The organism is Dokdonia sp. Dokd-P16, assembly GCF_003095655.1.
Classification (GTDB): Bacteria; Bacteroidota; Bacteroidia; order Flavobacteriales; family Flavobacteriaceae; genus Dokdonia.
Genome location: NZ_CP029151.1, coordinates 1530959 through 1554557, shown reverse-complemented (window position 1 = coordinate 1554557; position 23599 = coordinate 1530959). Strand labels below are relative to the sequence as shown.

Below are 23599 nucleotides of genomic sequence, written 5' to 3'. Positions count from 1 at the left end.
ATCAATTAATTGCGTCGCCTCTCAAGTTCCTAAAGCGCTTCTGCGCCTCTACATAATAGATGCTGTCTGCTAGGTCAAAAATAATACGCTCGTAATTATTTTTTGCCTTTTCTGGCTCATTAAGTGGTCCTTCGTATAATCTTGCTAGGCGATAATAAGCATCGTCTGCTAGTACACCATCGCTATAATATTCTATGATTGTGAGGTAATTTTTTTCTGCTTTCGCGAAAGCTTCTTTACGCTCATACAATTTTGCCTGAGAAAGCAAAGCCTCATCTTCTATCTTTTCTCCCTTGTGCTTCTCCAAAATATCATCGTATAATGCGATAGCCTCTTCAGACTTGTTTTGAAAAGCAAGTAAATCTGCCCTAGCATATTTTTTAAGTGCCGTCTGTAAACTATCATCCATGGAGTTATCTCTAATAACGAGTAATAACTCTAGGGCATCATTTGCAATAAGCTGTGTCGCCCCAGCTTTTAAAACATTGAGTTGCGACTCTGCCCAGTCAAAATCTGCTTTATAATAACTAGTCTTTGCCACCTTAAATCTTGCTTCCTGCGAGATCACATTATTCTGGATCTCATTCTGAATTTGAGAATAATAGATAAGTGCTTGATTAAACTTCTCTGTGAGCACCAAAATATCTGCTAGCTCCATCTTAAGACGAGCGTGGTCAAATCTATCACGAGGGATTTCAATTCCTTTTTTAAGATATGCAATTGCCTCATCCGGCTGCTCCATGTTAAATGCAAGAAAATGTGCATAATCTATCTGCAAAGGCACGGTGTATTCTTTCTTAATATATTGATCTAGTAAAGCTTCAAAACGTGTTTTAACAACCGCTTTATCTTCGGCCGTGACTGCCGTTTTTACCGCTAGCTGTATTAACTGTTGCTCTGCATAAAGCTTAACACTACCCGCAACGACGTTATCTCTTAGAAATTCTAATATCTCTGTTGCATCTTCAATAGCATTTTCTTCTATCGCAATTTCGGCAAGATTTACGATGCCTTCATGTCTTCCTTCTGTACGACGATAAATAGCCTTTTCTTGTGCAAATGCCTTTCTATAATCCTTTTGCTGTATAAAAAGCCAACTGAGCAACTCATTATAAAGTACGTTTTGTTCTGTTTGTAATCGCTTTAGCAAGGTCTTTCTAAAGATAATGTTGGCTTCATTAAGCGGATCATCATTTACATAAAGCGCAAAATTGCGTTGTGCGGCTTGCACATAGTTTTCACTCTTATTAATTAGGTCTAAGTAGGCATTAAACATTTTCTCCACCTCTCCTAGCTCCCCATAGAGTCTCGCTAGTTGGACATTATAATTCGCTCGTGGATTATTAGCCATCGCAATCTCATAGGCTTGAACAGCTTCTGTAAGCAAGTTGTGCTCTTGAAATGCACGAGCAGCACGATAAGCACTCATAGTATTACTTTCTATGCCTGCAATTACTTGGTTATAATAATCCTGAGCGATAGAATCTCGCTGTTGTAATTGATGGTTGTATCCTATCTCTACATAATAAAAACCTTTATCGCGAGTAGCTGCAAGGTTTTCGATAAGCGCACTTTCGGCTTCTTTGTATTTTTCTAGCTGTTGATAGCTTTTCACAAGACCTGTGATGAGTATGTGATTGCCTTTCTGCTTGAGTAATGCTTTTTTATAAGAAATGATGGCCTTCTCAAACTCACCTTGATCTGCATAGTTGCGAGCAAGTTGTTCTGTTTGCGCTTTCGCGCAAGCGAAAAAACCAAACACACAGATGAGTATTAAAAACCAATTTTTCTTCATATCCTAAAGATAACGAAAAACGTGCCATAGCAATTGCTCTGACACGTTTCTTATCACTGTTAATGCGTTATTAGTTAATCATATCAAATCCGCAATAAGGGATTAATGCCTTAGGAATTTTTATTCCTTCTGGCGTCTGGCAGTTTTCAAGAATTCCTGCAAGTACGCGTGGCAGCGCTAGTGAGCTACCATTAAGTGTATGTGCAAGCTTGTTCTGACCATCTTCATCCTTAAAACGAAGTTTTAAACGGTTTGCTTGAAATGTCAAGAAGTTAGACACAGAACTAATTTCTAACCAACGATCTTGCGCTGTAGAAAATAATTCAAAATCATAGGTAAGGTGCGCTGTAAACCCAAGATCACCACCACAAAGACGTAAGATTCTGTATGGTAATTCTAACTCATCAAGTATTGTTTTTACGTGATCTACCATCCCGTCTAGTGCAGCTGCACTATCTTCTGGGCGCTCTATGCGTACAATCTCAACTTTATCAAACTGGTGTAAACGGTTTAACCCGCGTACGTGTGCCCCATAAGATCCTGCCTCACGACGGAAACATGGCGTATACCCCGTACATGTAATAGGCAACTCATTATGGTTGCGTAAATCACCGCGAAACATATTTGTCACTGGCACCTCTGCCGTAGGGATTAAATATAAATCATCTTCGGTCACGTGATACATTTGCCCTTCCTTATCTGGAAGTTGGCCAGTACCAAAACCTGACGCCTCATTTACAAGGTGCGGCACTTGGTATTCTGTATATCCTGCTTCTGTGTTTTTGTCTAAAAAGTAAGCGATAAGCGCACGTTGTAAACGTGCTCCTTTGCCTTTATACACTGGAAAACCAGCCCCAGCAATCTTAGTCCCTAGTTCAAAATCAATAATATCATATTTCTTTGCAAGCTCCCAGTGTGGCTGTGCTGCTTCATGCAACTCAGGAATATCTCCCTTGCGAAAGATTTCTTCATTATCCTCATCACTGTTACCCTCAGGAACACTGTCATGTGGAATGTTTGGGATTTGATAAAGCAAGTTTTGCAAATCCTCAGAAGCAGTGTTTAATTGCTCTTGAAGGGTTTTAGATTGCTCTTTTAGACCTGCAGTTTTTTCTTTAAGAATATTAGCTTTTTGAGCTTCTCCACTCTTAAAAAGCATTCCTATTTCTTTGGAAAACTTATTACTATCTGCAAGTACTTCATCAAGTTGCGCTTGCGAACTACGACGAAGATCATCTGCCGCCACTACTTGATCAAGTAAGGTTGCGGCGTCTATATTTCTTTTAGATAACGCTGTTGCGAAAGCTTCTTTATTTTCTCTAATGTGTGCTACTTCTAGCATAGTGGAATGGTTTTTAAAGGAAAAGGTAAATTTAAGGAAATGCTCTTAAGTATACAGTTACAGATGGCTTAGATTTTTTTATTTCTCTAGAAATGAAAATTTTACTCAAATAAAGGAAATCCGTAACATAGTTAATGTGAGGTGATGTAGTTTTGAGGTTAACACATAACTAGCAGCTTCAATTTCTGGTTTAGATGTTGTTAGAGCTATTGCACGACTATATTCACGCGGATATATTTTGTAGAATTACCACTATTAATCATACACAAAATGATTTTGGTTTAAGTGCTAATTACATAAATCACTCCGAGCTTAATGAGCTAGCTAATCTATATACTAATGTATTAAATGACAATAATGAACCACCTTGTAATTAAACTTTGTTTACCCTTTCTTTTTTTATATTTAAGCTGTAATGATTTGAGTGAAAAAACTGTCATACCAGATAATTTTTTATGCGAGTATCTAGAAAAAATTAAAGTGGATATTAGATTGGATGTTATTCCCACACCAAAAGAATTTAAAAATGGTAAAGCAGCTTATAGGTTTGATACCCGCCCTGATAGTATACAACCCTTAAAAGTATATGTATGGAATACTGAAATTGATCCTTTTTTTGATAAATTAAATAAAGAAATCAATAAAGATTTTAATAAAAGAAAGTATGAAAAAACATCCTTAGTTGATTTTTTTCAAGCATCAAAATGTAAAAACTTTGAGATCAAAAACAATGAAATTTTAGATCAAAAAATATTCAAATACAACAACCCTAATAAAGGAATATTACTTCAAACGAGTAAATTATTTCTTAACAAGAATAATACAAAAGCTATAATTTTTATTAGATTAACTCGCAATCCTCTAGATAGCTCAGAACAAGCTATAATTTTGAAAAAAGAAAATGCAAAATGGATTTATGAAAAATCTATAGGAATATCAATGTCATAACATAATTCTAAGCGACTATGGTATTCTTACAGCTCTTTCAATACATATTTAAATATAACGGATTCAAGTAGCAAAGACATATTCATGGCTGAATTTTTAATCACTCTAACAGCATATCGATGCAGATAGTTGGTTTAAACCTTAAAACAAGTAGAAAATGAAAATACTTAAACTATTATTTTGCACCTTCTTATTTTCTTCTTGTAGCTCAAAACTAAAAATTATAGACATTCATAAACCAACATATAAAAAAATCTCAAAAAAAGATTTTTATATGAAAGACAAAAACAGAAGCTTTGAAAGATTGAAGGGACAATGGCTTTGGACGAATGCATCTGACACTTTGACTTTGAAAATAATACCTAAATACAAAATAAAATATGATGAAAAAGTAAGTCACTTTGAAAATGCATATTATGATACTGCAGATATAGAAGTTAAATATATTAAGAATGGTATTACAGTATATAACGATATAAATAAAAATAACGGTCAATGTCTTGTACCCTCTCCGTTTAAAATTCATATCGATATGTTTTATTTATTTAATTTTTGTAACCTAAGATCTAATTCTCCATCATATTTAATTTTTATGGCAGGAGGAAATAGTCTAAGCCTTTTGAGCCCTTACGTAGAAAATGAAAAAGTATTATTAAAAAAAGAAGGAGAATATGAGGTTGTAATACCACACTCTATTGTTTTAGATAGAGTGATGCAGTAGAAAAGACTATATTGTTTATGAGACGCAAAAGTATATTAAACTCGCTATCTTATTCTATATTCACTTTTATCTCAATGATTTAACTTTTTAAAAATGAACTATTACCGAATTAGACACAGTACAGATAGAAAAATTGTAGGCAAATTTACTCAGATTAATGAAGTGAAACATAGATGTAGAGTTGACGATAAAAGATTTATAGATAGCGTTTTTTTTGAAAAAGCATCGTTTGATCCAATTACATCAATAGGAATTTTAGACAAAAAAGCTAAAATTACAGATCTTATAAGTACCTCAGGGCAAGGTTATACCGCCAAACTACTAATTAGTGGTAAATTAAAGTCTTTAATTGAAATACATCAAAAAAGTGGATTAGAGTTTTTCAAATCCCCTATTATTTATGGAGAAGAAGAGCTTGATGATTATTGGGTAATGAGTCCTTTTGAAACTCATCCAGAATTCATTAATTATAAAGATAGTCATATACAGAGTCGCAGGAGAAAAGCGGAGGGTGGTACTATTTTAGTTGATTTAGAAGTAGGCAGTTATTGTGATTTTAATGAATTACAAAAAAGAGAAAGAGTAGATAGAAATATACTCCAAGTCTCTAAAATAAAATTAATCGACAACTTAGAGCAAGATTTTTTTATTTTGCGTCCTCTTGAAGGTGGATTCGGATATTTTGTGTCAGAAAAAATGAAAGATGATATGGTAGCTATGAATATTACCGGCGTTGCTTTTCAGCCTTCCCACTTAACGTTTAATGAGTGGGTTGCACTTTAAATATCAAATAAGTACATCCTTGTATCAATGTATTAATGGGATAGCCCAAACCTGAGATATCAGGTATTACAAGAAACTATTAAATCTATCTTTCAGGCTTTCATGTAGTAGCAAAATCATAAAAATTCAAACTCTCCTCTATAATCTAGATTTTAAAAATAAATTCTAGATTGTATGGGAGAGTACTTTTATTAGTCACCTCCAAAACTAGAAAACAACCCCTTATCATCCAGATAACCATCGCTATCTAGCACCCAAGGATTGTGAGAAAACCAGTTCCAGTCTACACTCGCCAGATCCACTCCTGGATCTATGAGCTCCTGAGATTTACGGCCGTTTATGCGAATTCTACATTTTACGTAGACCGCTACATCTTGCCCTTCTGTCTTTTTGAGCTGTTTTATGTATTGTGCAAATTGCCATATCACATCTGGTTTTGATCTGATGTTGCGCTGTTGGTTTTTTGTGAGGTACTCTTTATGGTCTAGTGTAGTTCGCTTTCCGGTTGCCTTATCTTCTACCGTAAACGTTACTGTTCCACCTTTAGAGCGGAGCATCATACGCCAACTCAAGCGATGTCCTTCCTCAGACCATAATACATTATCTTGTATAAAATGCTGTCGCAGTGGCAGGCCAATTTGCACTACAAAATACACCGCAAATACAGTGAGCATTGCTGTTTTATATTTTGGGATGATTAAAGTTTGAGGTGAGCCACTAAATGAATCAGTTGTAATTTCTTGATGGTAAGAGTTAGTATCGCTGCGCTCGTAAAAAGGTTTCCAGCGTTTAAGAAACAAATTATGAATGGTTCTCGGCTCAAAAAAGAATACCGTAAATGCCAGTGACATATAAGGGAAAATCCCAATCTGGAACACAAAAGAGTTAAAAAGATGAAAGAATATAGATATAAAAAATGCCCAAGTACGCGTACGTTTCCACAACAATAATGGGATGATCAAGCCATCAAATGCGATTCCTACATAAGAAATAATCCAGTGTGTCCAGTCCTTTTGAAGCACGCTACCTACGAGCCAGTAATCTTTCTTACCACGCATTAATATTTCTGGTACGGTCGCATCTAGCCAGTCTGGATATATTTTGGCAATAGACGCGTAGGTGTACACAATCCACAGTTGGAGAATGATAAACAAGGTTACCCAGCGTGGCATACTTATATTTCTTACGCTTTCGCGAAAGCGTGCATCAAGAGAAAACGCAGCGTTTGCAGGAAGTATAGCCATAATCCACAAAAGCAGCATCAATAGATAATAGTGATTATTATAAGCGGTTTTTTGCATGAAATACACGGTACTCCACATGATTGCATAGCCAATAATCGCTACACGATATTTAAAACCAAGCATTACCATCACCCCAAAGACTCCCATTAAACCAAACCACGCATACATTTGTGGCCCAGGTCCTGGAAATGTTTGTAAAAAGTCAAAACCTATAAAGTTAAAAGTAAATTCTGGTGTTACGAGAATACGTCGCACCCACCCGGTAGCAAGTGCTCCCCAAGCCTCACAAGTAATAAGAAAACCAAAAAAAACACGAAACACAATGAGCGCGTTATTATCTATTCTAGTAAAGAGTAGCTTATTAAGTGACATCTTATTTGATTAGAGCTTATTTATATAATCGCGTGCATACTTCTCATCCTCTTTCATCGCTTTTACAAGCTCATCTATACTCGCAAAGGTTTTCTCATCACGTATACGGTCTAGCAATTGTATCTCTAGCTCTTGTCCATATAAGTCCTTACTAAAATCAAAGAAATAGGTTTCAATAGTTTGCGCACTTCCTCCTACTGTTGGGTTTGTGCCTATATTCATCATTCCGTAGACAACGCCTCCATTAATACGAGACTGCACAACATAAACGCCTTGCGCGGGTATTAGTTTATAATCTTCGGCTATGTCTAGATTTGCGGTAGGATACCCTATCGTTCTACCTAGACTCCTGCCTTTTACAACGGTTCCCGTAAGCATAAATGCTTGATCGAGATAGTTATTTGCGAGTGCAACGTCTCCTACCTCTAGTGATTTACGCACTTTTGTAGAACTTACAGCTACATCTTCTAGTTCTTGCTTTGATATCTCTTCCACCTCAAAACCTAGTTGTTCTCCAAAACGTTTGAGATCCTCAATATTTGCATTACGATTGCGTCCAAAACGGTGATCGTATCCTATAATTACTTTCTTTGCATTAAGAGAATTTACAAGAATCTCCTCAACAAAAGTCTCCGCATGATACCTTGAGAAATCTAAGGTAAAAGGATGAATCACGAGGTGATCTAGACCTAGACCTTCAAGCAACTGCGCTCGCTCATCTATGGTGTTTATAAGCTTGAGCGAAGTGTCTTTTTGTAACACCATCCTAGGGTGCGGAAAAAAGGTAAGTACGCACGACTCCCAGTCATTTGCGCGCGCACTTTCGTTAAGCCTATTAATAATCTGCCGATGCCCTAAATGTACTCCGTCAAAGGTACCTATCGTAACGACAGTTCCTTTTTCTGAGCTAAATGTATGTGCGCTATTGTGAGTTTTCAAGATTATTTACCGTTGTACGCGTTCATTGTATTATTAATTCCTCCACTCACAAAAGAAGTGATTACCTCACAACTCATATCCAGTCGCTCCGGAAGACTAGCTTGCTCCTCTGGCGTCCATTCTCCTAGCACATAATCTACCTGACGTCCTGTTGAAAACGCATCACTTATGCCAAAACGAAATCTATTATATGCAGAAGTATTAAGTTGAGCCTGCGTGTCCTTTAGTCCATTATGTCCTCCAGCAGAACCTTTGGTTTTCACTCTTATGGTTCCGAATTCCAAGTTCAAATCATCTGTAATTACTAGAAGATTTTCTACAGGGATTTTTTCTTGTTGCAACCAGTATCGTATAGCCTTACCGCTTAAATTCATAAAGGTATTAGGCTTTAATAAGATAACGGTTTTACCTTTTATTTTGGTACGCGCGATGTCACCTAGTTTTTCAGTTTCGAAAGTGGTTTCTTGCGCTTTCGCGAAAGCGTCTACCACCTTAAATCCTATATTATGCCTAGTTTCTGTGTACTTAGGACCTATGTTTCCTAAACCAACGATAAGAAATTTTTTCATGGGGTCTATTGCTTCCTCTTCTATCGTTACTTTTCTAAATAATCTACCGAAAAAAGAGCGCATCATTTGCTGTTTGTTAGAATGTAATTTGCGTCAAGGCTTTACTAATTACGTTAAAGACACTGCTTATTACTATCGTATAAAAATAAAAAAAGCATCTCGAAGAACGAGATGCTTTTGTATTAAATATAACGGATTGATTACTCTGCTACTGCAGCGGCATCATCTGTTTGTGTAGAAGAAACATCTCCAGCTTCAGTTTCATCATCATCATCGTCAGCATCAAGGATAGCTGTACGAGAAGTTCTAACTTGACACACTACTGTGTTATCAGGGTGCATAAGAGTTATGTTTTCTTGTGGTAAAGCTCCTATGTATAACTTGTTACCTATTTTAAGGTTTGTGATATCTGCAACTAAGTAATCAGGAAGATCTTTAGGAAGTGCTTTCACACGTAATACACGGTTAGTTTTACGTAAAACACCACCGTTCATTACTCCACGAGAGTTACCTGTAAAGTGAACTGGGATATTCATAGTTACTTCTTTACCTTCAAAAATCTGGTAGAAGTCTATGTGTAAAATACGATCAGTTACCGGGTGGAACTGGATATCTTGAAGAATCGCCTTTACGGTTACACCGTCTAATTCGATTTCTACTGTGTGCGCGTCTGGAGTGTATACCAATTCTTTGAACGCTAGTTCTGGTGCGCTAAAATGCAATGGCGTGTCCCCTCCGTATACAACGCAAGGTACCAGTCCAGCATTACGTAAGGCCTTTGTAGCTTTCTTGCCTACGCTTTCTCTTTTAGATCCGTGGATCGAAACTGATTTCATATTAAATAATTATAGTTAAAAAAATATTACATAATAAACTTCGAAGCAATACTCGTGTTACTATTTACACGGTGCATTACATCTGCAAAAAGTGGTGCACAAGTTATCACTCGCACTTTACCACTTTTGTGTTCCTTAGGAATTGAATCTGTTACAATTAATTCTGCCAGTTTACTGTTTTCTATTTTATCATAAGCGTTACCGCTTAAAATAGCGTGGGTACAGATCGCTCGTACACTAAGCGCACCCTTTTCTATCATTAAATCTGCTGCCTTTGTTAAGGTTCCAGCAGTATCTACCATATCATCTACAAGCACCACGTGCTGTCCTTTTACCTCACCTATAAGTTCCATATGTGAGATTATATTTGCCTTTGCACGTTGTTTGTAACATATAACTACGTCACTCTCCATCGCCTTGCTATATGCATAAGCTCTCTTACTACCTCCCATATCTGGAGAAGCAATTGTAAGATTTTCTAATCCTAGCTCTTTTAAATAAGGTAAGAATATAGTAGAAGCAAATAAGTGATCTACTGGCTTCTCAAAAAATCCTTGTATTTGATCTGCGTGTAAGTCCATAGTGATAATACGCGTAGCACCTGCTGTTTCCAGTAGGCTTGCCATAAGCTTTGCAGCTATAGGCACTCTAGGTTTATCCTTACGGTCTTGTCTCGCCCATCCAAAATAAGGTATCACTGCCGTTATGTGTCTTGCACTTGCACGCTTTGCAGCATCTAGCATCAATAACATTTCCATCATATTATCAGATGATGGCATGGTACTTCCTATAATAAATACACGTGATCCACGTACAGATTCCTCAAAAGAAGGTTGGAATTCTCCATCACTATATGTCGATGTTATGACGTTACCCAGCGGCTGCCCAAAGGCTTTTGCGATTTTTTCGGCCAGTGGTTTGCTGTTTTGACAAGCAAATATCTTCGGTTGCGGTACGGTAGCGGTCATCTGTTGTGACAGTTAAATGGTTTAATTACAATTCTTTTCCCTCTAAGGAGGTGCAAAAATAGGAATTAAAAATGAGTAGAGCAGTACAATAAATGATGTTTTATACGCTGTAATTTAAATTATTCTTTAATTTTGCACTTCCAAAAAGCCTAGGTGGCGGAATTGGTAGACGCGCTCGACTCAAACTCGAGTTTCTTTGAAGTGTGGGTTCGATTCCCATCCTAGGTACAAAGGCCTCAATCTGTAACGATTGAGGCTTTTTTTATTCCATATCTCGCAGCTGTATAGAAAGTGCCTTTGTAGAAAGCTGAACTTCAATTAAAGAAAGTATAAGTGATAGCATTAGTGCAAAAAGACTAATCCCAAAAACGATTTTTGCATAAAAAGCCTCTTCTATATAAATTAAGAACATCGTAATTACCGCGAGTAGAAAGCTCACAATCGCTACGGCCTGCATATTTTTAATAATCGTAAGGCGTTTTCTTAACTTTTTAACCTGTAGTCCTACTCCTTCTGAGTGCGTTTCTTGATAAGAAGCATGTAAGCTACGTATCAAACCTGCAATTGCAAGATAACGGGCATTATAAGCTAGCATCGTAAGTGATATTGCCGGAAATAGCAATGCGGGAATACTTAAGGAAAGGTTCATCTTTTTTCTTTTTCTCAAAATTACAGCTTAGCAATAAGTTTACCCTCAATTAACTTAACAGTACTGACTGCTTTTTATTTGAGTGAGTTATTTACTTTTAGTATTCAATATAAACAATGCTGAAAAAAATAAGGCTTTTAATATTCATTATTATAATTCTCTCATTTTCACATCAAGTGAAAAGTCAAGAGCTAGGCACTGTTTATAGTAATTATTTTGAACTACCAAGAGAGAGCATCTTTCTACATTTAAACAAAACGACCTACATAACTGGGGAAGACATCTATTTTAAAGCGTACATCTATAATAGGCAAACGGGAAAACCATTTTCTGAAACCACAAATCTAATCGTTGGTATTTATAATTCCCTAGGGAATCAGGTAATCAAAAAGCAGTTTATTTCCAGTAACGGATTTGGGAACGGTCACTTTGAATTAGATTCTTCATTTCAAAGTGGAAGCTATTACATTAAAGCATCTACAAATTGGATGAAAAATTTTTATGAGGACGATTCTTTTCAGCAAAAAATAACCATCTACAACGGCAGCGTAAGTAAGGATATAAGCAACACATCATCAGTTAAAAAAATAGAATTTACTCCAGAAGGTGGATCCCTTGTAAATGATGTATCAAATAATGTTGCGATAAGAGTTTCTGATGAACACGGCTATTCAAAACCCTTTACAAAAGGAATTATCAAGGATCAATATGGGTATCACTTAACAACATTTACCCCTGGCAAAAACAATATCGCCGTTGTAACATTTTCGCCTCGAGCTACATTTGAATATTCTTTAGAAATTGAATATGAAGATGGAAGTAAACAGCTACAGAAGATAGCTCCTCCAAAAAAAAATGCTGTAGGACTGGCTATCGCAAGCCACTCAAAGAATAAGATAGCCATCACCTTAAGATTAGATAAGAAAACGTCAACATCAATCACTAATGACACATTACTCCTATTAATCCATAGGGATGGAATGGCAAAAAAAATAGACCTAACAATACCTAAGGATGTAAACTACGCCTCTTATTTATTTGATAAATCTCAATTACAGCAAGGAGTAAATATTTTCTCCTTATTTCATGACAGTAACGAGCCCATTGCAGAGCGCATTTATTTTAATACTGACGGTATCAAATACGAAGAAATCCAAAAACCAACTATCACAAAAACCCAAACCGACTCTCTTCTTATCTCGCTATCTAAAAAAACATCAAATTCACTCTCAAATTTGAGCATATCTGTCTTACCATTTGAAACCATAAGTAATACGCCCTCACAAAACATACTATCTGCATTTTATTTAAAACCCTATTTGAAAAATCAAACTATCTCTTACAATCGTTATTTTTCAAAAAACATCATAGACTCATTAGAACTTGATGCTTTACTAATCTCACAAGGGCAAAGCAGGTATTTATGGAAGAGAATATTAAATAATCCTCCAAAGAAAACATACACTTTCTCACAAGGAGTATCAATCAAGGGGACATTAAACAAGAAGCTAAGAAGTAATGAACAGCTTTTTTTGCATGCAGGCGCTACGTATCCTGCACAAACTCTAAAATTAGAAAAGGGCGATTTTACACTTCCTTTGATATTTCCTGAAACAGAGCAAGCTTTACAGTTTTCAATTATTTCAGGTAGAGGTAAATTAACAAAACCATCACTCAGCATTCTCTCATCGGATATTTTAGAGAAAGATTTTATAACAGAAACGTACAATAAAACTTATTCATTCTCTAATGAGGCCAAGATACTACCTATCGTTTCTAATTTTGATGATATAGAACAACTCAATGAGGTTATACTAACTGGTAAGAAGAAGGTCTCATACGAGTCTAGCAACCCTTTAGTTCCTTCCTTTCTCAAGAATAAAGTCACAGTGGTTACAGAAGACCTTGTTTTTAAACAACCTAGTTTTTTAGATATTATTAGATCTAGAGGATATACTGTAAGAGAAGATTTACAGTTTGCAAGCACAACTCGTGTACAAATAAGAGTACGGACTCAACAATCTTTTGGATTAGGAAGTGGTGGATCTGAAAGAGCTTTTCCACAACCTGTGATTTATTTTAATGATGTTAAGTTAATAGATTTTGACATCTTAACCGGCTTACGAACAGAAGACCTAGAAAGCTTTTATTTTCAAAGAAATGGAGCCTCGGAAGGCGTAAACGGGACTGGAGGTGTTATTAGAATCTATACAAGACGTAATTTAAATAAGCCTATAAAATCAGATTCAAAAAATGAAATTTCTAATATGTCAGAAGTTTTTGCTTACCCAATAAAAAAGGGTTTTGAAAAAGAGAAAAAATTCATACAACCTGATTACTCAACTTATGATAGTAAAGCTTTTACAAATTTTGGAGTTATTCACTGGGAACCAGAGCTCATTCTAGACGGCAAGAAATCTTCCTCATTCAACATTAAAGACACTAGTGTTAAAAAACTTATGGTTCATATTGAAGGCATGACTCTTGATGGATTGCTCATTTCTACCATTAAAACTTTAAACCTTCATAACTCAAATTAAATTTCAATTCATCAATTATTAACAATCTGTTTAATCATCAGATATCTCAATCAAAAAACATGTTTTCAAAATTATTCTTCAAACTCTTTACTATTAGTTTATTTCTATTTACAAGCTTTCTTTTCGCCCAAAAATCAAATAAGAGTGAATTAATAGAAAACTATAGCTCCTATTTTGAATTGCCTAGACAAAGTGCTTATATCCATTTAAATAAAACTCATTTTACAGAAAATGAAGAGATATGGTTTAAGGCTTACTTACGAACTAGACAATTAGAAAAATCTTTCTCAGAAAAAACAACCTTATATATAGATATTTTTAAATCTGACGGATTACTGTTCAAATCAGAAAAATTTGTAGTCGATAATGGAGTAAGCCATGGTAACATTAAAATAGATTCCACTATGCAGAGTGGCACCTATTATTTGAGAGGCTCTACGCAATGGATGAAAAATTTTAAGGAAGATGACTCGTTCATGCAAAAAATAACCATTGTCAGTAATAAAATGTCGGGCAACAATATAGAGAAAGAAAAAGCGTACGACATTCAATTACTGCCAGAAGGAGGTCATTTGATACATAGCACAACTAATACCGTGGGTGTAAAAGTTCTAGATAAGGATGGATTTGGAGCTTCTTTCAAAAGCGGAACAATAAGAAATCAAAATGGTATAGATCTTCTGCAAATAAAAAGTAAACCCTACGGGTTTGCAACATTTGATATTATCCCTGTACCTACGCAAACATATACAGCACACTTTACCTTTGAAGATAATACGGAAATAGCTGTACCGTTACCAAACGTAGTAAACACGATACCGAGCATTGCAATAGTTGACGAAGATGAGGGTGAAATATCAATAAAAATTAAAAGTAACTATCAAATAAGGAATACTATAAACCGCCAAGGTTTGTATGTTTTACTACATAAAAATGGAATTGCAAAAAAAATTAAAACTCCTCTTAATCAAGAAGCAAATATCTCAGCATTTGTAGTGAGTAAATCTTCCCTATTTTCTGGGATGAATATTATTACTTTATTTGATGCTAATGATAATCCTTTATCAGAGAGACTCTACTTTAATTGGGCAGATGAACTTGATTTTGATGTAGAGGTGTCCTCCCTAATCAATCAAAAATCAGATTCTATCACAATCACCTTAAATAACTTAGGAAAAAACATTTCTAAAAAAAACCTTAGTATTTCCGTTCTTCCTACAAATACTAAAGGTTACGATCCAGAAAATAATATACTTAGCTCATTTTATTTAAAACCTTATATACAAGGTACTGTAGAAAACCCTAAGCAATATTTTAATAGCAAAAACGACAACAAAGATAAGCTCGATCTACTACTCCTTACTCAAGGCTGGAGCACATACACTTGGGAGAATATAGAAAATAATCCTCCAAAAAAAGATTTTGATTTTGAACAAGGAACTACCGTAGTAGGTAAACTAAACAGAAACATTGGATCAAAGGAAAATATTTATGTACACCCCACTCTCTACAATGAAGGTTTAACAATTAAACCTGAGGACAACATGTTTGCTTTAGGAGGCTTGTATACCAAAAAAGATGAGAAAATCTCCTTTTCCTTAATCAATAATAAAGGACAATTATCTAGACCAAGTCTCTTCGTTTATGAAGAAACAAATCGTGTGGATCCTATCAATATTACTTCAACCACAACCAAGCAAATCCCTATTAGAAAACCTATAAAAGAAGAAAAGATAGAAGTGCCTCAAATGATTGACCAATCGCTTATTGAACTAAACGAAGTTATATTAGAATTTGAAAAAAAGAAATCCGAAATAATTGATAATCCTAATGTTCCTTCATATTTGAAAAATGAAATTAAAGTTGTTACTGAGGATGATACCATATTATATCCTTTTGTTACAGATGTGATACGCCAGAATGGTTATGTAGTTATAGAAGAGCTATCCTTTGGTTCAACAAGTAGAATTTCTATTTCATCACGTAGAATTTCAGGTTTTTCTGGCGCTCGTGCTCCCTTAGTCTATTTGGATGATGTAGAGTTGTTAGATCTAGACATACTATATGGACTTCGCACAGATTTTATTGAAAGCTATTACATTAACAAGTTTGACTCTAGAAGTGGTTCAAGAGGTGGTGATGGTGTTATAAGATTATACTCTAGACGTAATTTCAATATTGATTTACCATCCACGACTACTAAGAAAAAAATTCAAAACAACATTTTCACTTACGCTATACGTGAAGGGTATTCTGTTGCTAAAAAATTCTACAATCCAGCATATACCGTATTGAATGATAAAGGCTTTATAAATTATGGCACAATTCATTGGGAACCAGAAGTAATCTTAAATAAAAACAAGGTTAGCACTTTTAATATTATCAATACAAATACTAAATCTATCACACTCTTTATAGAGGGAATAAGTGAAGATGGAGCGGTAATTTCTAAATCTGAAGTACTTCAATTAGAAAATACAGAAAACTAATAATCTATGTTTAATGAAAGAATGTTAATTTTCCATACCCTTAACATTCCCTCACAAACAATGGTTAATTAAAAATCGATAGGCTAAGTCTAGCACTATATTTATACTCAGAAAGCATTTAAAACACTTTACTGAAGCTAACTAAACCATCGATATTATGAAAACCATACTTATATTATTCAGCACAATATTATTAGGAATAAGCCCTTTTACAGCAATAGAAAATTCTAAAGAAGCATTTACAGAGCACCTTGTATTTGATGCTTATGAAGGAGGATATTTCTTCTTTACAGATGGCGAAAATGAGCCGAAAATTTTAGAAATAGATGCTACTACCAGTATTAATGGTAAGCTACTTACAAAGAATGATAATGTAGGTTTAGAGTATCTAGTTCACTATAAAACCATAGACAAATCTGAAGATAGCTCAAGTGATGGAATCATTCTTCACTTAGAAGTAATCGAATAATAATTGAACTTATAACACCTAAAAGCCTCTTGCAAAAAGAGGCTTTTTTATGCCCTAAAGTTTTGCTAAAACCCTAATGTAAAGGTATTCTGACTCGTATCTTTAAGATGAAAAAGAAAAATAGCTTGAAAAAACCACTTTTAGAATTTACAGACAAGGGTATTTATTGCCCACCCGCAAAGGTCTATCTAGACCCATGGAAACCTGTAGATAAAGCCCTCATCACACACGGCCACGCAGACCACAGTCGCTGGGGACATAAACAGTATATCACTCACGAGAGTAACGTTCCTATCATTTCTCATAGGTTGGGAGATATCAATGTTTCTGGGGTACGCTTTCGCGAAAGCGTAAATATCAACAATGTAAAATTCACCTTTCATCCCGCTGGTCACATTCCAGGCTCTAGTCAGATACGTGTAGAACACAAAGGCGAAGTGTGGGTATTTACAGGCGATTATAAAACCGAAGTAGATGGTATCTCTCAACCTTACGAACCCGTAAAATGCGACACTTTTATAACCGAATGCACCTTTGGACTTCCAGCATTCAAGTGGACACCACAAGCCGAAGTAATGCACGATATAAACACCTGGTGGGCGCAAAACAAAGCCGAAGGAAAGTGCTCTGTACTTTTTGCTTACAGCTTAGGTAAAGCACAACGATTATTGAAACACCTTGACCCGACTATAGGAAAGATACTCACCCACGGCGCTATCGAAAAAATGACTGAAGTACTGCGCCCTATGATCGATATGCCAGCAACAGAATTAATAACTAGAGATACCAAAAAAGAAGATTTTAAAGGAAGTATCGTGCTAGCACCACCAGCTACTCACGGCAGTACGTGGATACGCAAGATGGTGCCATACGTAACCGCAAGCGCTAGCGGCTGGATGGCTTTTAGAGGAGCAAGAAGACGCAGAGCGATTGACAAAGGCTTTGTGCTAAGTGATCACTGTGACTGGCCTAGTTTACTACAAAGTATAGAAGCTACAGGTGCCGAAAAAATCATTTGTACTCACGGATACACAGATATATTCTCCAAATATTTACGTAGCATAGGTTATGATGCTCGCACGGAAGAAACACAATATGAAGGCGAATTAGCCGAAGGGGATGCAAAAAAAGAGGAGGAGGAAACTAGCATATGAAACTATTTGCAGCACTTATAAAAACACTCGATTCTACAAATAAAACTAATGAGAAGGTAAAAGCACTTGCTCATTATTTTACCGAGGCGCCAGATAAAGATAAGGTGTGGACGATTGCCATCCTATCACACCGTCGCCCTCCAAGGCCTGTAAACACAACCTTACTTAGAGAATGGGCGAGCGAACTATCTAACATTCCATTATGGCTTTTTGAAGAGAGCTATCACATCGTGGGTGACCTTGCAGAAACGATTGCACTTGTGGTTCCGGCAGCAACAGCATCTTCTGAGAAGTCACTTACCCAGTTTTTAGAAGAAATGATTGCTCTAAGGAAAAAAACTGATGAAGAGAAAAAGGAATACCTCTTTGACAATTGGGCAAACCTCAACTATTATGAACGTTTTGTATTTACAAAACTAATTACAGGAGGCTTTAGAATAGGCGTGAGTCAAAAGTTGATGACACGCGCATTATCACAAGCGACAGACATAGAAGAAGATGTACTAGCTTATAAACTTATGGGAGACTGGAAACCACAGATGGTTACCTTCCATGATTTGGTAATCGAGGAAGATGCAAGCCAAGAGTTTTCAAGACCCTATCCATTTTACCTTGCCTATGCAGTTGAAGATGAACCTTCGGCGCTGGGTGATGTGACAGACTTTCTTGCCGAACATAAGTGGGATGGTATACGCTCACAAACCATCTTTCGTAATGGCGATATTTTTATCTGGAGTCGCGGTGAAGAGCTAGTGACAGATAAATACCCAGAACTAGAGATTCTCAAAGAGCACATACCAGACGGAACCGTCATAGATGGTGAGTTACTGCCTTTTTATGATGGGCAGATTGGTACATTTAATGATTTGCAAGCACGTATCGGAAGGAAAACCGTGAGCAAGAAAATGCTCAAAGAAGTGCCTGTAATTATCAAAGCTTATGATATTCTAGAATGGGAAGGAAAAGACTTGCGTGAAACCGCTTTCGCGAAAAGGAGAACAATCCTTGAATCGTTATATCGCAATATCACAGATAAAGAACTGCCTATCGGTATTTCTGAAACAATGGAGTTTGATAGTTGGGAAGCAATGGCACAAGAAAGAGACCGTAGTAGAGAGATGCGCTCTGAAGGATTAATGATAAAGCGCAAAGACAGCCCCTATCGCGTAGGTCGTAAAAAAGGCGACTGGTGGAAATGGAAAGTAGATCCACTCACTATTGACGCTGTGCTCACCTATGCAATGCGTGGCCACGGTAGACGAAGTAATTTATTTACAGATTACACTTTCGGTTTATGGAATGAAGATAAAACCGAGCTCGTTACTTTTGCAAAAGCCTACTCTGGACTTACAGACGCCGAGTTTAGAAAAGTAGATAACTGGATTAAAAAAAACACACTAGAGCGTTTTGGGCCAGTTAGATCTGTAACACCTCATCACGTGTTTGAGATTGCTTTTGAGGGAATAGCTTTATCAAAAAGACATAAGAGTGGTATTGCCACTCGTTTCCCTAGAATGCTACGCTGGCGACACGACAAAAAAATAGAAGATGCAAATACACTAGAGGATTTAAAAGGGATGATTCCGAGCGCAGCGAAGGAATCTCTCCCGCCCACAAAATAATGATGCAAGAAAGCAATGTCCGAATATCTCCAGGTTAAGAATGGGAAGCTTTTAAAGATTAAAGAGTTAAACAAAAGCTCCTTCCCCAGAAAGGGGAAGGTGACCTAGAAGATCTAGGTCGGATGGGGTAAAAGCCAAAATAAAAATGAAAAAGCAAAAGCTTCACAATCCAGAAGAAACTTTGAAATTTAGAAAAGAATTGAGAAGTAATTTGACTCCAGCAGAGGCATTTTTGTGGTCACACTTAAAACGCAAACAGCTTGAGGATAAAAAATTTAGAAGACAACACGGCATAGGGCCCTTTATCGTTGATTTTTACTGTGCATCAGAGCAGTTAATTATTGAACTAGATGGTCAAGTACATATGAATGAGCAGGCGCAACAGTACGATGAAATGAGAACAAAATACTTGAAAAATCAAGGACTACGAGTAATTCGTTTTGAAAACAAAATGGTTTTTGATCTTTTACCAAGTGTTTTAAAAGATATTAGTGATAATTTTAAGTAACACCCACCCCGTCCACGCTTAGGGCGTGGCCATCCCTCCCTTTCAAGGAGGGGAACTTTATTGATATGACTCAAAAAGAACTACTCGATATCGCAAATAACTGGTTCCAGTCGCAAGACTGGAAACCTTTTCCATTTCAAAAACAAACGTGGAAGGCGTTTCTTTCGGGTAAAAATGGATTGCTTAATGCACCTACGGGTAGTGGTAAAACGTATGCACTTTGGTTTCCGGTAGTTCTCAATTACATAAAGCAAAACCCTGATTACAAGACCAAACATAAAAAAGGACTAAAGGCTATTTGGATTACTCCGCTGCGCTCGCTTTCTAATGAGATTGAGCTTTCGGCTTCTCGCATCACACAAGATCTCGGCACACAAATGACAGTAGGAATACGCAATGGAGATACACCACAATCTGAACGTGCCAAGCAAAAACGTTCTATGCCAGACTTGCTCATCACCACACCCGAGAGCTTGATGCTTTTAATTGCCTCAAAAGGGTATGAGAAAGTCTTTAAAGACTGCTCTGCCGTAATAGTAGATGAGTGGCACGAACTTCTAGGGACTAAGCGCGGTGTACAAATGGAACTCGCCTTGAGCCGATTGAAAACTGTCGCTTCAGCTATGCGTCTCTGGGGTATTTCGGCAACGATTGGAAATCTTGAGCAAGCTCGAGAAGTACTGCTGGGCTATGAGAGTGACGCTTTTCGCGAAAGCGTAATTATCAAAGCAAACATCAACAAAAAAATTACTGTTAAGTCAATCATTCCAGACGAGATGGAAACCTTTCCTTGGCGTGGTCATTTGGGATTGCACTTGCTTGAGTACGTCGTACCCATTATCAACAACAGCAAGACGACCTTACTGTTTACGAACACGCGCAGCCAGTGTGAAATCTGGTTTCAGCGCATTCTTGCGGCACATCCTGAGTATGCTGGTGAAATTGCAATGCATCACGGGAGTATCAATAAAGAGACGCGCACGTGGGTTGAGGGCGCCATTCGCAACGGCTCTCTCAAGGCGGTAGTTTGTACTTCTAGCCTTGATCTCGGAGTAGACTTTGCACCTGTTGAAACCATCATCCAAATAGGCGGCCCGAAGGGTGTCGCTCGCTTTTTACAACGTGCTGGGCGATCTGGTCACAGCCCTGGTAAGGAGAGTGTGATTTACTTTTTGCCTACACACGCCATTGAGCTGGTAGAAGCTTCTGCCTTGCAACGCGCTGTAAAGGAAAACACGGTAGAAGATAGAATTCCGTACCTCAATAGTTTTGACGTACTGATTCAATATCTCGTGACACTAGCAGTATCTGACGGATTTTTACCCGAAGATATCTGGCCAGAGATACAGACTACGTTTTGCTTTCAAGTAATGGCAAAAGAGCAATGGGAATGGTGTCTCAATTTTATGACGATGGGTGCGCAATCCCTACAAGCTTATGATGAGTATAAGAAGGTGGAGATTCTTGAGGACGGCAGATTTAAAGTCAACTCTCGTATGGTGGCAATGCGTCATCGCCTGCAAATAGGTACGATTGTAAGCGATGCAAATCTTGTAGTCAAATATCAAAAAGGGGGTTACATTGGTACCATAGAGGAGTTTTTCATAAGCAAGTTAACGCGTGGTGATGTGTTTACTTTTGCTGGTCGCAACCTAGAATTTATCCGTATTAAAAATATGGAAGTGCACGTGCGCAACAGCTCTAAGAAAACTAATAAAGTCCCTTCGTGGATGGGCGGTAGGCTCACTTTAAGTAGCCAGATGTCGCAGCTGTTAAGGGAGGAACTTTATACAGGGAATTCGCTTTCGCGAAAGCGGTCTCTTGAGATTAATGCGCTAGAGCATATTTTTAGACAGCAAAAGGTAGAGAGCATCATCCCGAGTGATGAGCAACTGCTCATTGAGACTTTTAAAACGCGCGATGGCTATCATCACGTATTTTATCCTTTTGAAGGTCGTTTTGTGCACGAAGCAATGGGAAGTTTACTTGGGTACCGTCTTAGTTTGCTAGATCCTATCACCTTCTCTCTCGCCTTTAATGACTATGGTTTTGAGCTGCTTTCAGACCAACCTATAGACATACAGCAGCTACTAGATAACGACCTATTTACGACGGCATATATGCACGATGACTTGCAGAATAGTCTCAATGCTACAGAGATGGCCAGGCGAAAATTTAGAGATATTGCGGTGATTTCTGGACTTGTTTTTACTGGTTTTCCAAACAAGCAAATCAAACAGAAACACTTGCAAAGTAGTAGTCAGTTGTTTTTTGATGTGTTCCGTGATTATGAGGCAGAGAATCTACTGTTTCAGCAGGCATTTACAGAAACCTTTGAGCACCAACTTGAAGAAGGCCGTTTACAACAAGCCCTTGAGCGCATAGAGACGCAAGAAATTGTATGGATGGATTGCGAGCAACCTACGCCTTTATCTTTTCCAATAATTACGGACCGCTTACGCGAAAAATTGAGTAGCGAAAAACTAGCCGATAGGATCAAGAAAATGACCGCGAAGTTGATGAAATCCCCCAACCCCCGAAGGGGACTCTAGTAGATTTTTTTACTTTGGCAAAAAAGCGCTGAATCATCTATTTTTATCGAGTTATAGCTGTTTTACATGATTCAAAACCCTAGATTTAGCAGCTTTAAAAGTAGAAGAAATTCACTCTCCTCTATATAACTCAAGGACCTAAAAATAAATATCTTGTGCGACTCTAAAAGTATTTGCGTGTGCGTCAATTATCACTTTTATGTCTGGAGAATAGCCGCCGCCCATACTACATTGTACGGGAATTTTTAAATCGTGACAGGTTTGTAACACAAACCGATCGCGCTCTTTACAACCTTCTACACTACATCCCAATTTACCCAGTTTGTCACTCGCTAAAATATCGACTCCGCATAGATAGAAGATAAAATCTGGCTGTTGTTCTTTAATAAGATTAGGCAATGTTTTTTTGAGAATATCGAGATACTCCGCATCGCTTGTATCGGTCTCTAGTGCGATATCAAGATCTGAGATTTCTTTTCTAAAAGGATAGTTTGCCTTACCGTGCATAGAAAACGTAAACACCGAATCGTCACCTGCAAAAATCTCTGCCGTTCCATTACCTTGATGAACATCGAGGTCTACAATGAGAATTTTTTTTGCAAGCTCGTTTGCTTGTAAATATCGCGCAGCAATCGCTTGGTCATTGAGAAGACAAAATGCCTCTCCGTGATCTGTATAAGCGTGGTGTGTACCACCAGCAATATTCATTGCAATGCCATTTTCTAGCGCATAGTGACACCCATTTATGGTACCTTGAGTGATGATTAATTCGCGATCTACAAGTTCTTGTGAGAGCGGAAAACCGGTTTTTCGCTGTGCTCTAGGGTCGATAGCTAGCGCTTTGAGATTCTCTACATACTCTGTAGTATGACATCGCAAAATATGCTCGTGAGCTACCTGTACAGGCTCGAAGAAATTATCTGCATCACACGTACCTTCATATACTAACTGCTTAGGAAGCAAATCATACTTCTCCATAGGAAAACGATGTCCTTCTGGAAGCGGATGTTTGTAGATGTGGTGAAAGGCGATTTTGAGCATTAAGTATATTGTAGTGAGTATACAAATATACAATCACTCGTCATTTCGAGCTTGTCGA

General features: G+C 37.1%; 19 protein-coding genes and 1 tRNA gene. 11 read left to right on the top strand and 9 right to left on the bottom strand.

The genetic code is table 11. The features are described from left to right. Position 1 precedes the first annotated feature (1 nt). Together DCS32_RS07055 and serS are read right to left on the bottom strand one after the other, a co-directional pair. Positions 2-1795: a tetratricopeptide repeat protein gene (locus DCS32_RS07055; RefSeq protein WP_108877624.1), complete on the bottom strand. Its 1794-nt coding sequence runs from the start codon at positions 1793-1795 to the stop codon at positions 2-4. Between the two features lie 70 nt (positions 1796-1865). After that, positions 1866-3137 (bottom strand): serine--tRNA ligase, encoded by a 1272-nt coding sequence (gene serS, locus DCS32_RS07050; RefSeq protein ID WP_108877623.1) that lies wholly within the window; start codon positions 3135-3137, stop codon positions 1866-1868. A gap of 420 nt (positions 3138-3557) precedes the next feature. Between serS and DCS32_RS07045 the strand changes: the two genes are divergently transcribed. From DCS32_RS07045 to DCS32_RS07035, 3 genes are all read left to right on the top strand, one after another. After that, positions 3558-4085: a hypothetical protein gene (locus DCS32_RS07045; protein ID WP_162533610.1), complete on the top strand. Its 528-nt coding sequence runs from the start codon at positions 3558-3560 to the stop codon at positions 4083-4085. Between the two features lie 157 nt (positions 4086-4242). Further along, complete coding sequence (locus tag DCS32_RS07040) at positions 4243-4806, top strand: hypothetical protein (protein ID WP_108877621.1); 564 nt, start codon at positions 4243-4245, stop codon at positions 4804-4806. 93 nt (positions 4807-4899) lie between these two features. Beyond that, on the top strand, positions 4900-5589 hold the full coding sequence (locus DCS32_RS07035) for a hypothetical protein (protein WP_108877620.1): 690 nt from the start codon (positions 4900-4902) through the stop codon (positions 5587-5589). Between the two features lie 191 nt (positions 5590-5780). Here DCS32_RS07035 and DCS32_RS07030 read toward each other — a convergent pair whose 3' ends face one another. The 5 genes from DCS32_RS07030 to DCS32_RS07010 all read right to left on the bottom strand — a co-directional run bounded on the left by DCS32_RS07030 (position 5781) and on the right by DCS32_RS07010 (position 10517). Further along, positions 5781-7205: an HTTM domain-containing protein gene (locus DCS32_RS07030; protein WP_108877619.1), complete on the bottom strand. Its 1425-nt coding sequence runs from the start codon at positions 7203-7205 to the stop codon at positions 5781-5783. A 9-nt stretch (positions 7206-7214) separates the two neighbouring features. Continuing rightward, positions 7215-8144 (bottom strand): bifunctional riboflavin kinase/FAD synthetase, encoded by a 930-nt coding sequence (locus tag DCS32_RS07025; protein ID WP_108877618.1) that lies wholly within the window; start codon positions 8142-8144, stop codon positions 7215-7217. Positions 8145-8146: 2 nt separating this feature from the next. Next, positions 8147-8776 (bottom strand): aminoacyl-tRNA hydrolase, encoded by a 630-nt coding sequence (pth, locus tag DCS32_RS07020; protein WP_204161818.1) that lies wholly within the window; start codon positions 8774-8776, stop codon positions 8147-8149. 137 nt (positions 8777-8913) lie between these two features. Beyond that, a complete protein-coding gene (locus tag DCS32_RS07015) occupies positions 8914-9549 on the bottom strand; it encodes a 50S ribosomal protein L25/general stress protein Ctc (RefSeq protein WP_108877616.1) in 636 nt (211 codons plus the stop codon). Between the two features lie 26 nt (positions 9550-9575). Then, positions 9576-10517, bottom strand: a complete 942-nt coding sequence (locus DCS32_RS07010; RefSeq protein WP_108877615.1) for a ribose-phosphate pyrophosphokinase — start codon at positions 10515-10517, stop codon at positions 9576-9578. Between the two features lie 147 nt (positions 10518-10664). Here DCS32_RS07010 and DCS32_RS07005 point away from each other — a divergent pair. Then, positions 10665-10745, top strand: a tRNA-Leu gene (locus DCS32_RS07005). 34 nt (positions 10746-10779) lie between these two features. Here DCS32_RS07005 and DCS32_RS07000 read toward each other — a convergent pair. Then, positions 10780-11166: a DUF2721 domain-containing protein gene (locus DCS32_RS07000; protein WP_108877614.1), complete on the bottom strand. Its 387-nt coding sequence runs from the start codon at positions 11164-11166 to the stop codon at positions 10780-10782. A 116-nt stretch (positions 11167-11282) separates the two neighbouring features. Here DCS32_RS07000 and DCS32_RS06995 point away from each other — a divergent pair, with 116 nt between their 5' ends. From DCS32_RS06995 to DCS32_RS06965, 7 genes are all read left to right on the top strand, one after another. Then, entirely contained in the window at positions 11283-13706 is a 2424-nt protein-coding gene (locus tag DCS32_RS06995; RefSeq protein WP_162533609.1) for a hypothetical protein, read from the top strand. Between the two features lie 59 nt (positions 13707-13765). Continuing rightward, positions 13766-16195: a hypothetical protein gene (locus DCS32_RS06990; RefSeq protein WP_108877612.1), complete on the top strand. Its 2430-nt coding sequence runs from the start codon at positions 13766-13768 to the stop codon at positions 16193-16195. Positions 16196-16352: 157 nt separating this feature from the next. Beyond that, positions 16353-16664: a hypothetical protein gene (locus DCS32_RS06985; protein WP_108877611.1), complete on the top strand. Its 312-nt coding sequence runs from the start codon at positions 16353-16355 to the stop codon at positions 16662-16664. A 125-nt stretch (positions 16665-16789) separates the two neighbouring features. Continuing rightward, positions 16790-17818 (top strand): ligase-associated DNA damage response exonuclease, encoded by a 1029-nt coding sequence (locus DCS32_RS06980; RefSeq protein WP_108879257.1) that lies wholly within the window; start codon positions 16790-16792, stop codon positions 17816-17818. Continuing rightward, positions 17815-19440 carry an ATP-dependent DNA ligase gene (locus DCS32_RS06975; RefSeq protein WP_108877610.1) on the top strand — a complete coding sequence of 542 codons (1626 nt, stop codon included), beginning with the start codon at positions 17815-17817 and terminating at the stop codon, positions 19438-19440. The genes DCS32_RS06980 and DCS32_RS06975 overlap by 4 nt, the downstream gene beginning before the upstream one ends. Positions 19441-19585: 145 nt before the next feature. After that, complete coding sequence (locus DCS32_RS06970) at positions 19586-19948, top strand: endonuclease domain-containing protein (protein WP_108877609.1); 363 nt, start codon at positions 19586-19588, stop codon at positions 19946-19948. A 65-nt stretch (positions 19949-20013) separates the two neighbouring features. Further along, on the top strand, positions 20014-22500 hold the full coding sequence (locus DCS32_RS06965; protein WP_108877608.1) for a ligase-associated DNA damage response DEXH box helicase: 2487 nt from the start codon (positions 20014-20016) through the stop codon (positions 22498-22500). Between the two features lie 138 nt (positions 22501-22638). On the opposite strand, the gene DCS32_RS06960 is transcribed toward DCS32_RS06965, so the two are convergent. After that, the gene (locus DCS32_RS06960) at positions 22639-23541 is read right to left on the bottom strand and encodes a histone deacetylase (protein ID WP_108877607.1); all 903 of its coding nucleotides are present in this window, start codon (positions 23539-23541) and stop codon (positions 22639-22641) included. Positions 23542-23599: the final 58 nt, after the last annotated feature.

Excerpts from the sequence above, each read along its gene's own strand:
- DCS32_RS07015 (WP_108877616.1), bottom strand. The coding sequence starts at position 9,549 with ATGAAATCAGTTTCGATCCACGGATCTAAAAGAGAAAGCGTAGGCAAG.
- DCS32_RS06990 (WP_108877612.1), top strand. The coding sequence starts at position 13,766 with ATGTTTTCAAAATTATTCTTCAAACTCTTTACTATTAGTTTATTTCTA.
- DCS32_RS07030 (WP_108877619.1), bottom strand. The coding sequence starts at position 7,205 with ATGTCACTTAATAAGCTACTCTTTACTAGAATAGATAATAACGCGCTC.
- DCS32_RS07000 (WP_108877614.1), bottom strand. The coding sequence starts at position 11,166 with ATGAACCTTTCCTTAAGTATTCCCGCATTGCTATTTCCGGCAATATCA.
- DCS32_RS06965 (WP_108877608.1), top strand. The coding sequence starts at position 20,014 with ATGACTCAAAAAGAACTACTCGATATCGCAAATAACTGGTTCCAGTCG.
- DCS32_RS07035 (WP_108877620.1), top strand. The coding sequence starts at position 4,900 with ATGAACTATTACCGAATTAGACACAGTACAGATAGAAAAATTGTAGGC.
- DCS32_RS07010 (WP_108877615.1), bottom strand. The coding sequence starts at position 10,517 with ATGACCGCTACCGTACCGCAACCGAAGATATTTGCTTGTCAAAACAGC.
- pth (WP_204161818.1), bottom strand. The coding sequence starts at position 8,776 with ATGCGCTCTTTTTTCGGTAGATTATTTAGAAAAGTAACGATAGAAGAG.
- DCS32_RS06975 (WP_108877610.1), top strand. The coding sequence starts at position 17,815 with ATGAAACTATTTGCAGCACTTATAAAAACACTCGATTCTACAAATAAA.
- serS (WP_108877623.1), bottom strand. The coding sequence starts at position 3,137 with ATGCTAGAAGTAGCACACATTAGAGAAAATAAAGAAGCTTTCGCAACA.
- DCS32_RS06970 (WP_108877609.1), top strand. The coding sequence starts at position 19,586 with ATGAAAAAGCAAAAGCTTCACAATCCAGAAGAAACTTTGAAATTTAGA.
- DCS32_RS07040 (WP_108877621.1), top strand. The coding sequence starts at position 4,243 with ATGAAAATACTTAAACTATTATTTTGCACCTTCTTATTTTCTTCTTGT.
- DCS32_RS07055 (WP_108877624.1), bottom strand. The coding sequence starts at position 1,795 with ATGAAGAAAAATTGGTTTTTAATACTCATCTGTGTGTTTGGTTTTTTC.
- DCS32_RS06960 (WP_108877607.1), bottom strand. The coding sequence starts at position 23,541 with ATGCTCAAAATCGCCTTTCACCACATCTACAAACATCCGCTTCCAGAA.
- DCS32_RS06985 (WP_108877611.1), top strand. The coding sequence starts at position 16,353 with ATGAAAACCATACTTATATTATTCAGCACAATATTATTAGGAATAAGC.
- DCS32_RS06995 (WP_162533609.1), top strand. The coding sequence starts at position 11,283 with ATGCTGAAAAAAATAAGGCTTTTAATATTCATTATTATAATTCTCTCA.